This window comes from Enterobacter sp. RHBSTW-01064, from assembly GCF_014103035.1.
GTDB classification, from domain to species: domain Bacteria; phylum Pseudomonadota; class Gammaproteobacteria; order Enterobacterales; family Enterobacteriaceae; genus Enterobacter; species Enterobacter mori.
The window spans coordinates 16,475-31,646 of sequence record NZ_JABXOU010000013.1 but is presented as its reverse complement, the minus strand read 5'-3'; the positions used below and the strand labels follow the sequence as shown (position 1 = coordinate 31,646).

10 protein-coding genes and 2 pseudogenes are annotated in these 15,172 nt (G+C 49.5%); 6 read left to right on the top strand and 6 right to left on the bottom strand.

The window, feature by feature from the left end; all coding sequences use genetic code 11:
• Positions 1-315: 315 nt before the first annotated feature.
• The 4 genes and pseudogenes from HV355_RS23720 to HV355_RS23705 form a co-directional block, all read right to left on the bottom strand.
• A pseudogene (locus HV355_RS23720) lies at positions 316-399 on the bottom strand (arsenical resistance protein ArsH); the annotation flags it as partial.
• A gap of 79 nt (positions 400-478) precedes the next feature.
• A pseudogene (locus tag HV355_RS23715) lies at positions 479-882 on the bottom strand (H-NS family nucleoid-associated regulatory protein).
• A 563-nt stretch (positions 883-1,445) separates the two neighbouring features.
• Positions 1,446-1,673, bottom strand: coding sequence for a hypothetical protein (locus HV355_RS23710; protein ID WP_042714788.1), 228 nt, complete (start codon positions 1,671-1,673; stop codon positions 1,446-1,448).
• A gap of 268 nt (positions 1,674-1,941) precedes the next feature.
• The gene (locus HV355_RS23705) at positions 1,942-2,160 is read right to left on the bottom strand and encodes a cold-shock protein (protein ID WP_000203924.1); all 219 of its coding nucleotides are present in this window, start codon (positions 2,158-2,160) and stop codon (positions 1,942-1,944) included.
• Between the two features lie 278 nt (positions 2,161-2,438).
• Here HV355_RS23705 and cspF point away from each other — a divergent pair, with 278 nt between their 5' ends.
• The 3 genes from cspF to HV355_RS23695 all read left to right on the top strand — a co-directional run bounded on the left by cspF (position 2,439) and on the right by HV355_RS23695 (position 11,635).
• Positions 2,439-2,651 carry a cold shock-like protein CspF gene (gene cspF / locus HV355_RS23700; RefSeq protein ID WP_001446195.1) on the top strand — a complete coding sequence of 71 codons (213 nt, stop codon included), beginning with the start codon at positions 2,439-2,441 and terminating at the stop codon, positions 2,649-2,651.
• A gap of 75 nt (positions 2,652-2,726) precedes the next feature.
• Positions 2,727-2,897 (top strand): YnfU family zinc-binding protein, encoded by a 171-nt coding sequence (locus HV355_RS24050; RefSeq protein WP_305955329.1) that lies wholly within the window; start codon positions 2,727-2,729, stop codon positions 2,895-2,897.
• A 155-nt stretch (positions 2,898-3,052) separates the two neighbouring features.
• On the top strand, positions 3,053-11,635 hold the full coding sequence (locus HV355_RS23695; protein WP_049137952.1) for a glucoamylase family protein: 8,583 nt from the start codon (positions 3,053-3,055) through the stop codon (positions 11,633-11,635).
• 19 nt (positions 11,636-11,654) lie between these two features.
• Here HV355_RS23695 and HV355_RS23690 read toward each other — a convergent pair whose 3' ends face one another.
• Entirely contained in the window at positions 11,655-11,888 is a 234-nt protein-coding gene (locus HV355_RS23690) for a hypothetical protein (RefSeq protein ID WP_004132711.1), read from the bottom strand.
• A 409-nt stretch (positions 11,889-12,297) separates the two neighbouring features.
• Here HV355_RS23690 and HV355_RS23685 point away from each other — a divergent pair, with 409 nt between their 5' ends.
• On the top strand, positions 12,298-12,570 hold the full coding sequence (locus HV355_RS23685; RefSeq protein ID WP_016239704.1) for a hypothetical protein: 273 nt from the start codon (positions 12,298-12,300) through the stop codon (positions 12,568-12,570).
• Between the two features lie 202 nt (positions 12,571-12,772).
• The gene (lpxP, locus tag HV355_RS23680; RefSeq protein WP_023329314.1) at positions 12,773-13,681 is read left to right on the top strand and encodes a kdo(2)-lipid IV(A) palmitoleoyltransferase; all 909 of its coding nucleotides are present in this window, start codon (positions 12,773-12,775) and stop codon (positions 13,679-13,681) included.
• A gap of 397 nt (positions 13,682-14,078) precedes the next feature.
• Here lpxP and HV355_RS23675 read toward each other — a convergent pair whose 3' ends face one another.
• Complete coding sequence (locus tag HV355_RS23675; RefSeq protein ID WP_042718081.1) at positions 14,079-14,297, bottom strand: hypothetical protein; 219 nt, start codon at positions 14,295-14,297, stop codon at positions 14,079-14,081.
• A gap of 435 nt (positions 14,298-14,732) precedes the next feature.
• Here HV355_RS23675 and HV355_RS23670 point away from each other — a divergent pair, with 435 nt between their 5' ends.
• Entirely contained in the window at positions 14,733-15,167 is a 435-nt protein-coding gene (locus HV355_RS23670; protein WP_174592426.1) for a MarR family transcriptional regulator, read from the top strand.
• The last annotated feature ends 5 nt before the right edge of the window (positions 15,168-15,172 follow it).

Below are 15,172 nucleotides of genomic sequence, written 5' to 3'. Positions count from 1 at the left end.
AATTTAACTTATGTTGATCACAAATGTTGTTCATAGAGAGCATATTTTATAATGCATTGTTTTTGTATGATATTTATCAGCCTTGTCCATTTTGCCAAAAAATTTACTTCATGAACCAATCCCGAATAGCAGCATTGCGACTGTTTTGATGAATTTCGATTCACCGTACTTCGTCTCGGACCAAGCGAACTTTCTCTACGTCCACTTAGTGCCAATGGCATACGTTGTTAAGCTCATGCAGTATGGATTCACGAAGAACATACGTTATTTTTTGTCCTGATTGACTCGGAATGAAAGCTCCTGATGGCTCTCTTTTCACTCGCTGTAGCGATCTGCAAGATAACCGGTTTGTCCCTTAAGCAGCACTGTGATTTTAAACAGCGCCTCGGCTACATCGACGGAACTAAATGTTTCTCGACTATTCTCTAAGGCAACTTGCGGCATTTACAAAAAAGAGCCGGGTTTTACCCGGCTCTTTTTAGCTGATTTCAAAATCTTTTAATTCCCCACCTTCAGCAATCAGATTTGAGATCCGCTTCGGCATTCGCCCCTGACCTGACCATGTTTTTGACTCTCCAGTTTCGTTAGTATATCGATACTTCGCGGGGCGGGGGAGCGCGTCCTTTTAGCCTTACCCGGAGAGCCAATAGCAGCTAAAAGTTCGGAGGGGTCGATACCCTCATCAAGCATCATCTGACGAAGTGTTTCCAGTTTATCGCGGCGCTGACTTTCATTTGCAAGACGTAATGTCTCTTCTTCTCGTCGTTCTATAAGAATAATTTTAAACTTTTCCAGAACATCTTCCAGTACATCTAATGACATTTCACGAGTCTGAGAACGTAAGGTACGGATATTGTTTAACTGTGTTAGAGCATCTGACATAAAGAGACCTTTTAAAGTTTTTTTGTTGTTCAGCAAATACCAATGTCGACGGTTGCTCATCGACCCGATTTTTCTTACTGAGCATTTTAATGCGATTGGGACATATTGTTATTAACGAGGTTTAGACTACTTATATAAATCTCTTGTCGCAAGAGAAAATTAAGAAGAATGTGCAAGAACTAAATTACAACTCCTACGAAATGTCCATGCATTTTTGAAGGTACTTAAAACTATGATGCCAGGAGTCATCCGGAGAGCCTTTTTATATCCTCATAACTTATTGCTTCAGTCACACCTGATGAGATTTAAAATGAGGAGAGACAGCGCCGCCACTTAACAAGGTTTTTCACAAATGGCAAGATGGCACGCAGGGGAGAGACACCTGCATTTTGTCAGAAGGTAGCGAATTACTCTCTCTTTATAGAGGTGTTTCTAAAAAAGTGTAATGTAAAAAAAAGCCTGCTGTTAGCAGGCCATAAATGTTTTCAACTCATTTTTTGTTCGATTCTGATAAATAGGGTAAGCATGCAATTAAACGTGGAGCAGAGAGCATGACAAAAATGCTATAAATATTTCCTGGCCGCATCAAGTATCTCCTGTGAGGTTAACTCCCTGTCAGTAGCCACGTAAACAATACCATGATCGCCAGTTAAGGAAGGAAAACCTGCAGACATAATCCGAAGATGTGTTTCTTCACCGTTTGGATATTCCTGCCTGATAGAGGATATACCTTCCAGAACGGTCATGACTTTACAGGATTCAGCATTAAAGAAAACAAGGACTTTAGTCATATTCTATTACCCTGTTCTCTCGTGGATATTAACTGGCAGATGCCATTAAGGTCAAAGCCATTACGCACTTCTTATTTAACATGTGGTTAGTTTGTGCTTTGAGACTTTTTATGCAGTAGTACTGCACTTCATCACATCGGTTGGCATACTCATAATTTTGAAAAATATGCTGATCAGATATTATGAATAAACGACTTTCATCTGATTTAAGTTATGGATCTGTCTACTCAGGAATAATCCTTCATCGTTATCGCAGACCCACAATGATTTATTTATCGCAAAGTGTTACGTTTGCAGCAGCAGGACCCTTGTCTCCGCGGTGAATGGCGAATTCAACTTTCTGACCTTCAAATAAAGTTTTAAAGTTGTCGCCATCAAGTGCAGATAAATGGACAAAGATATCTTTGCTGCCATCAAGAGGAGAGATGAAGCCAAAACCTTTGTCTTCGTTAAACCATTTAACCAGGCCCATAATTCTAGAGGTCATACTGACTCCGTTATACATGATTGTATTGATAGTAAACGTATAGGATTAAACATATGGACTCAAAAGAGGGGATATCAACGATAGCGCCTGGTAATGAGAACTGCCCGGAAAATTTCTAACTTTCATTAGTACATCGAACTGATGGGATTCATTAAGGCACAGTGAATCGATATAAGCAAATTATCTTTTAGCCGTCCAGAGGTCCTGTAGGGAAAATAAAAGTGGCTGAATGCCATTTTCAATGTATAGTCTTTACGTGTTTTCAATAAGGAATTGACTTGTCCCATAAAATGACAGGAATTGTCAAAAGCTTTGATATTCTTAGTGGTAAAGGCCTCATCATCCCATCTGATGGACGAAAAGACGTTCTGCTTCACATTTCAGCCGTTAACTCTCGCGAATCAGAATTACTCATCCCTGGAAGCCGCATAGAGTTTTGCCGGATAAACGGTCTCAGGGGGCCTGTGGCTGCGAACATTTATCTTTCCTGATTTTCAGTGTGTCAAAATAGATAGATTAAAACTTAACCACATGTGGTACGGTGAAGCTCATTCATTGAAAGGTTAATGGTTATGTCTGTTATCAATTACGCAATGAAATTCTTCAGCAGTGCGTCTACTGCCACTGCTGCCTGTCCTGTTTGTGGCTTAAAATCAGTACAACCGTTGTCAAAAATCCGGCTCAACCAGACCATGCTTTGCCCCGGATGTAAGGCTCTGTTTATCTCCCGACGCTAGCTCGACCAAAACCGCAGAACAGAGCTCATGTCCTATACTTATGTTAGATTCCGGCAGCTGTTAAATCCCTGATGCCTGACGCCCATCCTGAGAGAACGTTTCTGAACTGATTTCGCAACTGCTCCTGCGCGCTAACGTCGCATCAGAGCAATGCTATGAAAATGATCCCCAGAGCGTGGTTTAACCGCTCCCGTATTCTGATGAATGCTGCCGAAAACATAACGTTTTCGGCGAACGATCCTGCCGGTGAAAGCTCGCCGCGGTCGGAACTCTTTTCGACCGTCCAGATGGAACGCTACGGCCAGAAGCTGGCGCGGACTCATAAAGTATCACCGGATAGGCATCCTTATTATCTTCTGAAACGGCTTGGCGACAATGAGGCCGTCATTACCCAAAACTGCTATGAGCTTAACGCGGGTAAAAAGACCAGTATCATGCCCGCCGGTGAATGGCTGCTGGACAATTATTATCTGATTGAGGAACAAATCCGCACTGTCCGCCAGCATCTGCCGAAAAGCTTTGGCAAAGGTCTTCCGTCGCTTGTATCGCCGTTGAATTGCCCACGAATTTATCATATTGCATCAGAGGCCATTGCTCACGGCGATGGCCGCTGGGATGCCGCCAGCCTGACCAGCTATCTCACTGCCTATCAACAGGTGACGCCGCTGACGCTGGGTGAAGTCTGGGCGTTACCGGGAATGCTGCGCCTTGCGCTGATTGAAAATCTTCGTCGTATCAGTATGGAAGTGATAAAAGCGCAGCAGGACAGAAACCTTGCTGATACGTGGATAACAAGGATTGTCGAATGCGCAGAGAGTGCGCCTGGTGATTTAATCATGGTGGTTGCCGATATGGCGCGCTCCCGACCTCCGTTAACCAGTGCGTTTGTCGCAGAGCTGGTGCGGCGCCTGCAGGGGCATGGCAACGCGCTGTCGTTACCTCTGACCTGGGTTGATCAGTGCCTTCGGGAACAGGGGATCACCACTGACGTTCTCATACATAGTTTCAATCAGCAGCTTGCCGCCAGCCAGCTGTCCGTCAGTAACAGCATCGCGGGCCTGCGTTTATTGAGTGAAACGGACTGGGCTGATTTCGCCGAAACGATAAGCGTTGTCGAACAGGCATTACGCAATGATCCTGCCGGCATCTATCCCCGGATGCACTTCAATACCCGGGATCATTACCGGCACGTAGTTGAGGTTCTGGCCAGGGACAGCGGTCTCAGCGAGCCTGAGGTTGCTGAGAAGGTGCTGGCGCTTTCAGAGGAAAAAGCGCCCGATACACCGGAACATCATGTTGGTTATTATCTTGCGGGCGAAGGTCGACAGGCGCTGGATATTCATCTCCTGGCAGACGCCTCAAGGCTCATACGCTTGCGGCACAGTTTCAACAGAATAACCCTGCTGTCATGGCTTGGAAGCCTGGCGTTGCTGACAACCGCAGCGACCGCAGCAATATTGCACGAAACCGCCATGCAGGGCGCAGACTGGCTATTGATCGCGGTGATATTACCTCTGATTATCGCATTAACTCAGTTAATGAGCGATTTGCTCAGTGATGCAACCACCCGTTTTCGCGTTCCTCGACCCTTGCCGGGGATGGATTTTTCAGCCGGTATTCCCGCTGACAGTGCCACCATGTTAGTCATTCCCTGCATGTTGACCAGCCACGAAAGTTTCAGCCAGCTCCTCACCAGTCTTGAAGTCTGCTGGTTGGGGAATGAAAACGAAAATCTCAGGTTCGCGCTGCTCACTGATTTTGCTGATTCTGAAAATGAACCCTCGCCGGAAAGTCACGCGCTGCTCAGACAGGCTATCGCCGATACGCAGGCGCTTAATCGCCGCTACCCCTCCGGCCGACCACGTTTTTATCTGTTACATCGCCAGCCTGAATGGAACCCCTCGGAAGGAGCGTGGATGGGCTATGAACGCAAGCGGGGAAAACTGGCGTTACTGAACAGCTGGTTGCGCCATCCCGGAACGCAATTCGTCAGCGTTGCAGAGATGCCTGCCCACCTTTTACCGGGTCACATAAAATACGTCATTACCCTGGACAGCGATACGGTGCTCCCGCGCGATACGGCACACAAACTCATCGCGACGATGGCGCATCCGCTGAATACGCCTGAGTATGATCCGGTACGCCAGAGGGTTGTCAAAGGATTCGGTATTTTACAGCCCGGTCTTGCGGAGGAGATACCACGCAACGGTCAGGGGCGTTACGCAGCCCTGCGCAGCAGCGTACCGGGCAATAACCCTTATTCGATGATGTCTTCGGATATTTATCAGGATCTCTTTGGAGAAGGCTCGTTTGTGGGCAAAGGGATTTACGATGTTGATATTTTTATGCAGGCCACTACCAACATCTGCCCGGAAAATCTGGTACTCAGCCACGATCTGCTTGAAGGATGCTATGCACGTTCGGGTCTGCTGAGCGAGGTGTTACTGTACGAACAGTACCCTAATAATTATCTGTCGGATGTTGCACGACGTTCACGCTGGATCCGGGGTGACTGGCAACTGCTTAACTGGCTAAAACCACGCGTCAGAAAAGCCGATGGAACCCGGGTCAGGAATCCGCTGACCGCGCTTTCTTACTGGAAATTACTCGATAATCTACGTCGCAGTCTGGTCGCCCCCTCCTTACTGATATTGCTGTTCTTCGCTCTGCTTTGGGTACCCAACCCGGTTTACTGGCTGGGCATACTGTTGCTGATATGGCTGTTGCCAGCCATCCTCTGCATCAGCCACGACCTTCTGCATAAACCTCTGCGTCGCCGCGTGAAGCCGCATCTGTTAATGGTGGGGGCGGGCGCGCTAAAGCGTCTGTCAGGTATCAGCCTTAATTTTGCGATACTGCCGCACGAAGCCGGATATTCGCTGAAAGCGATCGCCGTGACGCTATGGCGACTGGGGATAAGCAGGCGTCACCTCAGCCAGTGGGTCAGCCACAGCCAGGACAGCAGTCAGGCCAGACCCACTGTTGCACGTTTTTATCAGGCGATGTGGCTGAACGTTGCCGGTGGCGTGGCGCTGACAATACTGACCGGACAATTTGCCCCGCAGCTGCTGGGGATTGCGTTACCGATCGGTTTGGTATGGTGTGTGGCACCGCTGCTGATGAGCTGGCTGAGTCGCCAGCCCGTGCGTAAGGTTTTTTCGCCTAATCAGGAACAAAAACAGCTGTTACGCCAGACAAGCCGTGAAATCTGGGCTTTTTTTGAAACATTTGCCACAGCAAAAGAGAACTGGCTTCCGCCTGATAATTATCAGGAAATACCACAACCGACGGTGGCACACCGAACTTCTCCTACCAATATTGGTCTTTCACTTATGGCTAACCTGACGGCATGGGACTTTGGCTACCTGCCTGGCGGAGAGGTGCTCCGGCGCGTGTCGCTCACGCTCGACACGATGGATAAAATGGAGCACTACCGGGGCCATCTCTACAACTGGTATGACACCCGTACGCTGGCCCCCCTAAGTCCACGCTATATCTCCAGCGTCGACAGCGGCAATATGGCCGGGCATTTATTGACCCTTCGTGCAGGCCTGTCCGCCATGCGTCATCAGCCTGTTTTAAGCAACCAACAGATACTGGCAGGACTGAACGATACGCTGGATATTCTGGAAAAACAGTGGGGTAAGAACCCACCTGACAGCCTGAGACTGCTGCGCAAGCATTGCCTGAACGCGGTGTCGCTCTCTCCGCAGGCGCTTTTCAGCGAACTGAAAAGCATGCGCACCCAGTGCAACCATCTGACCAGCGCATGTCATCAGGGATCTCCTCTTCAGATGCGCTGGGCTGGACATCTGGAGCATCAACTGGTTCAGCTTTGCCATGAGTGGTCTCTGTTGCTTGGCTGGTTGCCTGCATCCTGGAATGAACAGACGCTGCCGACGCTGAGCGAGCTTGCCCGTCCGACATTAACCGGTACAGGAACGCCTCCGGCGTCAGTGGCGGAGCAGGCCCGAATGCGACTCAATATTATCACCGAGCTGGAACAGCGGCTGGATGAGCATGCCCGGATGGATTTCGCCTTTCTGTACAGTGAAGCAACCAGTCTGCTCAGCGTCGGTTATAACTGTGACACCAATATGCCTGACAAAAGCCACTACGATCTCCTGCCATCTGAAATCCGCCTGACCAGTTTTCTTGCCATTGCGACTAATCAGCTGCCTCTTAAAAGCTGGTACGCGCTGGGTCGATTGTTTACCACGATTGATAATGAAACTGCCCTGATGTCATGGAGCGGATCCATGTTTGAATATCTGATGCCGAATCTGGTGATGCCCACCTGGCCCGGCAGCCTGCTCGATGAAATGAGTCAGTCGGCGGTTATGCGCCAGATTAACTGGGGGAAAGAACGCGGGGTACCATGGGGTGTTTCAGAGTCTGGCTATCATGCTTTTGATGTTCAGCATAATTATCAGTATCAGGCATTTGGCGTACCGGGTCTCGGTCTGCGCAGGGGGCTTGCCGATGACATGGTTGTTGCTCCTTACGCCACGCTGCTGGCGCTGATGGTTTCCCCACAGAGAGCCTGTGAGAACCTGTTCAGGCTGCAAAAAAATGGTGCACGCGGAGAATACGGTTTTTATGAAGCGCTGGACTATACCCCCTCACGTCTTGCAACCGGTCAGCTCTATGCGGTGGTACAGTCCTGGATGGCGCATCACCAGGGTATGGCATTTCAGGCGCTGGCTCATGTGCTGCTTGACGCCCCCATGACTGAACGCTTTATGTCCAGCACGGTATTCCGGTCAGCGAGTCTGCTGTTACAGGAGCGCGTGCCGGATGCGGTCGATCTGTACAGTCCGCGCCGTCATTTTGAATCTCATGAGGGCAGGGTCAAACCCGTCCGCTATGAACCCCGTATTTTCTATAGCGTGGATACCCCCACCCCGGATATTCAACTGCTGTCCAACGGCCATTATCATCTGATGTTGACCGCGGGGGGCGGTGGTTACAGTCGCTGGAATGATATTGCACTAACCCGCTGGCGCAGTGATACCACCCGTGATAACTGGGGAGCATTTTGCTACTTCCGCGATACCCAGACGGGAGATGTGTGGAGCAATACCTGGCAACCGACAGGCTACACCAGCGGACAAGACGAGGAAGTGTTATTCACCGATGCGGGGGCAGAATTCAGACGCAGCTTCGGGGGACTCAGCGTCAAAACTCAGGTGGTGATCTCTCCGGAGGATGATGTTGAATTGCGACGGCTCACACTGATTCATCGTGGTCGCAAACCTCGCTCTCTGGAGCTGACAACCTATGCTGAAGTGGTACTGGCACCTGATTTCAGCGATCTGGCACACCCGGCATTCAGCAATTTGTTTATTCAGACTGAGCTGGCTCCTGAGCGTGACGCTATTCTTTGCCACCGGCGCCCGCGCTCACCGGATGAACCGGGCCCTTGCCTGTTTCACATGATGGTGGTGCACGGCGATAACCGACATAACGTGTCGTTTGAAACGGACAGGGCAAGCTTTATTGGACGTGGCAGAAACCCTGCGAATGCCCTGGCAATAGAGGCGGGAGGGACGCTAAGCAACACGTCGGGCTCGGTGCTGGATCCGATACTGGCAATTCGCCACGCCATCATTCTGCAGCCGGGGCAGCCGGTTACGATTGATATCATTTATGGCATCAGCGAGACCCGTCAGCAGAGCCTGGCGTTGCTGGAGAAATATCGCGATTACCCTATCGCCGATCGCGTCTTTGAACTGGCCTGGTCTCACAGTCTGGTGGTATTGCGCCAGATGAACGCCAGTGAAGATGATGCCACGTTGTTCAATAGTCTCGCCAGCGCTGTGCTTTATCCTGTCCAGGAGCTGCGAGCCGAAGGCCAGGCGATCGGCCGCAACCGGCGTGGCCAGTCCGGACTGTGGGGCTGGGCAATTTCAGGGGATCTGCCGATAGTGCTGCTGAGTATAACCAGCGAGGAAAGTATCACCTCAGTGACCACACTGATTCAGGCACACCGTTACTGGAGACAGAAAGGGCTGGATGTTGATTTGGTTATCCTGAATAACAGCCCCGGCGGCTACCAGCAGGGATTACAAAATCAGATTATGGAGTTAATTTATGCCGGGTCTGAAGCCAGTCTGCTGGATAAAAAGGGCGGGCTTTTTGTCCGGAACGGTGAGCATCTCTCCGCTGAGGATAAGTTGCTCTTGATGAGCGTGGCCTGTCTTTATCTTGATGACCGCGCAGGGGGTATTAATGAGCAGCTTAACCAGCGTATTCATACCCTGAAATCGCCGGCAAGGGCATTCATTCCGCGTGCTGTGCGCGACCGTAATCAACATACGGACTGGAGCCCTGATACCAGTCAGTTATGCCATTTCAATGGGTACGGTGGATTTTCTCAGGATGGGCGGGAGTATCAGATCGTCCTTCGGGAAAATGCGCTTACACCGGCTCCCTGGTCGAACATACTGGCAAATTCTCGTTTTGGCTGTGTGATCTCAGAGGCAGGGCAGGCCTATACCTGGTATGAGAATGCCCATGAATACCGGTTGACGCCGTGGGAGAACGATCCGGTGAGCGATCGCAGCGGCGAGGCATTTTACCTGCGCGATGAAGAGAGCGGGGAGTGCTGGTCGCCGACAGCTTTACCTGTTCGCGGACACGGTGATTACCTGACCCGCCATGGTTTTGGCTACAGCGTTTTTGCCCATCGTGAGAGTGGTATAGACAGCGAGTTGACGGTCCTGGTTGCTGAAGAAGATCCGGTTAAACTGGTGCTCCTGACGCTCAGCAACTCTTCGGGACGGACACGTCAACTTTCCGTCACAGGCTATGTAGAGTGGACGCTCGGAGAAACACGAACGCGCTCAGCCCCTCACATTGTGACACATGTGGCCAGAACGCCCGGCGGCTGCGGGGTGCTTGCGAATAACTTTTATGGTGATAATGGTGGCGGCCGAACTGCATTTTTTGCCGTCAGCGGTAATGACTGTTCTCTGACAGGGGATCGCCGGGAGTTTATTGGCCGTAATGGTTCCCTTCACGCCCCTTCGGCCATGAAACTGCAAAAGCTTTCTGGTAAGACGGGGGCCGGTCTGGATCCCTGCGGAGCGGTGCAATCGGCGGTTACATTAATTGACGGGGACCAGAGGACGTTTATTTTTATCCTCGGCGCAGAGGAGAATGATGTCTGTGCTCAGGAGACGCTGGCCCGCTACATGAACGAGGATACGGTCCGCCAGGAGCTGAACCGGATTCATAATCACTGGCACAATGTTCTCGATAAAATCGTAGTTAACACCCCCGACACGTCCGTAAATTTACTGGTTAATGGCTGGCTGTTGTATCAGACGGTCGCCTGCCGTCTTATGGCCCGGAGTGGCTACTATCAGTCTGGCGGTGCATTTGGTTTTCGCGATCAGCTGCAGGATACGCTGGCTCTGAGCCACGCTGCTCCGGACCGGATGCGTGAACAGATAATACTCTGTGCATCACGGCAGTTTATCGAAGGGGATGTGCAGCACTGGTGGCACCCGCCACACGGCAACGGTGTGCGTACCCGCTGTTCCGATGACTATCTTTGGCTGCCGCTTGCTGCTTGCCACTATGTTGAAACGACGGGGGATATGGATGCACTGGAAATACGCATTCCTTATCTGGAGGGACGCTCGCTTCAGCCTGGTGAAGAGTCTGTCTATGACACGCCGGTCATCAGCGGCACCGAAGAGACACTCTGGTTACACTGCGTCAAAGCTATTCACTATGGACTTCGCTTCGGGGAGCATGGCCTGCCGCTGATGGGGGCTGGTGACTGGAATGACGGGATGAACCGGGTGGGTATCGAAGGCAAAGGTGAAAGCGTCTGGCTGGGCTTCTTCCTGTACGACATTTTGCAGCGGTTTGCAGCGCTGGCGGAGCGCAGGCTGGATGAAAGCGTCGCCGCGATGTGCCGTTCACAGGCTCTGCGCCTGCAAAGTAATCTCGAAGCCCACGCCTGGGATGGGGAATGGTACCGGCGCGGGTATTTTGACGATGGTACTCCCCTGGGATCGAAAACCTCACAGGACTGCCGGATTGATGCGATTGCGCAGAGCTGGTCTGTATTGTCCGGCGCCGCGAGCCCGGGACGGTGCGCAAAGGCCATGCAGGCGCTGGATAAGCACCTTGTGGATAACGAAGGAGGGCTGATCAAACTGTTAACGCCTCCTTTCGACGGACACGGTCCAAATCCGGGCTACATACAGGGGTACCTGCCCGGCGTGCGGGAAAACGGAGGGCAGTATACGCATGGCGCCATCTGGGCAGTGATGGCCTTTGCCCGAATGGGGAATGCCGAACGAGCCTGGCAACTCTGGTCAATGCTCAGCCCTGTAAATCATACCCTGAATGCGGACTCTGTCGGGATTTATAAAGCTGAGCCTTATGTCATGAGTGCTGATGTCTACAGCGTCGCTCCCCATACCGGACGTGCAGGGTGGAGCTGGTATACCGGTTCCGCAGGCTGGGCCTGGCGTTTACTTACCGAGGAATTACTGGGGATAAAACGTTCCGGCACTGACTTTAGTGTTCATGCCAGGTTACCGGATGAGTGGTCGTCTTTTTCTATGGCATATCAATATGGTGAAAGCCATTATCAGATTAGTGTTTCACGCGGCGATGCAGAATATTGCGTGACGCTGGATGGTGTTCTCCTCCCTGATGACAGAATACCGCTGAAGGATGATGGACAAAACCATACGGTTGAGATCATTCAGAACTGACACTGATCCCGGAGGTGCATTAACGTCTGCCGTTAATGCGCTGATTATCCCTGAGAACATCAATCGCAGTCTGCATGGCGATTTTGTCATCCCGCCTTTTTTGTTTGTCCTGCATGACCTGAAGGTATTCCAGCAAGGTGCGGGTATTAATCGGTCGGCCCTGTTTACCCACAGCCAGCACGGCTTCGCCAAGAATAATTTTCACAGGCGGTAGTTGTGCCGGATACCAGTCAAGGGTGTCTTCTGATTTCATCTTAAATTTCTCACGGAAGGGTAGTGTACCATAAATCAGACGTTCAATTTTCAATATCTGATAACCTCATTCAGACACAACTTAACATAACTTATGCCAGTTATTTTTATATTAAAGCGTATAATAATTACTATATTTCTCAGAGAATTATTTATGTCTTATACAAATGGGCTCAGGTATTTTAAAGAAAGACCGGTTCATGTTGCCTGCCCGGTATGCGCATACAGAGCCGATCAGAAAGCAGGTAAACTAAGAAAAGATGCGGTTCTTGAGTGCCCTGCCTGCGGACTGTTGTTCAGACCTTCAGAATGCTGGTGTATCGGCGGCTGAACGGCTTCTGCCACGTAACGTCAGTGATGTCGGAAAATGACAACGTTCCTCCTGTACTGCAGTTGTCGAGGGTATGATAATGAAATCTAAAAAATCTGTTTTTATTGAAGGACATATCCTGTCGAACAGCTGTCACGGGCAGGCTGGCCAACCTTTCTGTATTCACCGGGTCAGGTTTAGTAATGGTAAATATGCGATTATTCGGGTGGCATCCGGGATATGTTTCAAACCAGGCGAAATTATTCAACGAAACGATTGTGAGTGGTTTTATAAACTTACCAAAATTCGGCTTCTTTCTTTTGAGTACCTTGATGATGATGAATCAAGAAGACAATTTCTTGAGTATCAATGATAAAACATGGATTTATAACAAAATAACTTTGCTGGCTTATAATTCATTACTGACTCTTTAAATTCTTTACCAGTCATTGCAAAGTTATTTTTTTCTGAATTTAGATGACTTTAAATTGTCTAAAACAAAATGTACCGCTAAAGACAAATTGCTTCATTGTTTTCCTTTTGCGTTATAACCTTCATTAGCATTAAGGAAATTTATGGCACAGACTTTTACTCATAATTTACTTCATCCTCGCCACTGGCTTACCTGGTCTGGTTTGGGTCTGCTGTGGCTTCTCGTTCAACTTCCTTACCCAGTTTTACATACTCTGGGCTCTGGCCTTGGAAAAATATCCAGACCCTTTCTGAAACGCCGGGAAGGAATTGCGATTAGAAATATCGAACTGTGCTTTCCCGAGATGACACCGTTTGCCCGGAGCCAGATGGTCAATAAAAACTTTGTTTCTCTCGGGCTGGGACTGATGGAAACAGGAATGGCCTGGTTCTGGAGCGATGCGAGAGTCAAAAAATGGTTTGATGTCGAAGGGCTTGAAAACCTGACCGGCGCGACAAAAGGAGTAATGGTTGTCGGGATTCATTTTATGTCGCTTGAGTTGTGTGGAAGAGTAATGGGGTTATGCCATCCTATGATGGCAACGTATCGCCCACACAATGATCCATTAATGGAATGGGTACAGACAAAAGGGCGTATGCGTTCAAATAAGGCTATGATTAATCGACGTAATTTATCAGGTTTTGTTCATGCGCTAAAAGCAGGTGAAGCCGTTTGGTTTGCACCAGACCAGGATTATGGGTCTAAGGGAAGCGTTTTTGCACCTTTTTTCTCGGTAAAAAAAGCAGCCACGACGAACGGAACGTATGCTCTGTCAAAACTCGCTGGTGCACACTTGATCACACTTAGCATGGTTCGACGTAGCGATAAAAAAGGTTATCACATGTATATCAGCAATCCGTTGGCAGGTTATCCAGGGGAAGATAAGGTCGCCGCAGCGGCTTATATGAACAAGATCATCGAGCGTGAAATTCTCCGTGCTCCTGAGCAATACCTGTGGATGCATCGCAGGTTCAAAACGCGTCCTGAAGGCGAAGTTTCTTTATACAAATGAACAACTCAACTTGTCATGAGCCAGAATCTATCTTTCTTGCCACTGCGTATTTGTAAAAATGCGATAAGGAATTTTCGATCGGATTCATGTTAACGATGGCTTGACTGACAGCCAAGGTTAATCAATTGAACCGGTTCGGATTTGAAGGTCCGTTTTTCGCTCATAGTGGACAGTTTAATCCCTATGAGCTCCCATCACTCTTCATTGGCTCATATGTGGCTTTCGAGAGCTCCGCTGCTGTCGGCCTGTCAGCGATACCTGCGCAGCAAACACGCCGCGCATATACGGTTTGGGCTTAACTTTTATCAAACGCTTAGACTACTTTTCACCTGCCGAATTTTTTGGATAAAAGCCATCATTGCCAAAGCAACATCGAAAAACGCTTAATTAAAAGTGCTCACGCCTGCATCCCCTTACCCCGTGCCAGGTTAATCCTGTCAACGCATTCCCTAAACGCTTTGACTTGCTCTGGAGAGAGCTCAGATTCATCAATGTTGGCCAGAAGAGCATTGAGGGAGCGCTCAATATCATTTTTTGCTAATCGTAAACAGATAACCTTAACCCAACGTGGCGAGAACTTGCTGAGGCCGATTGCTCTTGTGATTCGTAATTTCATGCCATGCCTCTCAACCACCAGTGTGGAGGTTTTCATACTCGCTTATAACACGCATTGGATAGGCCTTCTGTTATTATTTCACCTGCAAGCTGACAATAGGCATTGCGCCTGGGACCAACCAGCTTTCAGCGAACATCAAATTTGGTTGTCCAGCCTGATGCGCAAGCGCTACGTCATACCAGAGAGTTACTAGCTTAACTTATGGCAATTTTAATGATCTGATACAGGTTGGGATGTCAGCTTTGTGCCTGAAGCGGACCTGTTTGAATAGCCTGGAACGATAGTACCCGTCAGTCTGGAGACTTCTCAGCCTGCTTTGTTGTCATTGTCATACCGCACGAATTACTCATTCATCACTCTTTAACTGATTAAAAGTTTGTTATATGGTTTTATCTAGTGCACTATATAATCATCTACAAGATAACGGATTGGCATATGAGCATGCAGTCACGACAGGAAATAGGGACACAACTTTCGTTTGCCCTCTATGGTGCGGCGAGCCGCATGAACCGGTTACATAAGCCGTTGCTGGACCCGCTGGGGCTAACCTTTCCCCAGTATCTGGTCATGCTGGAGTTGTTTAACGGAACCCCACGCACCGTGGGTGATATCGGGAATAAGCTCGGCATGGATACCGGCACCATTACCCCCCTTCTCAAACGGCTTGAGGCTGCCGGACGCATAGTTCGCATGCGGGATCGCGCTGACGAAAGGCGAGTCCTCATTACTCTTACGGATGACGGGCTCGCTTTGCAAAGCGAGCTGTGGCACGTAACCGAAAAAATCAAATCAGCCTGTCAGTTATCGGATGCGAAGCTCGAGGAGTTACGAGATACCCTCAATAACTTTGCCCATCCCGCTGATAACTGATCATC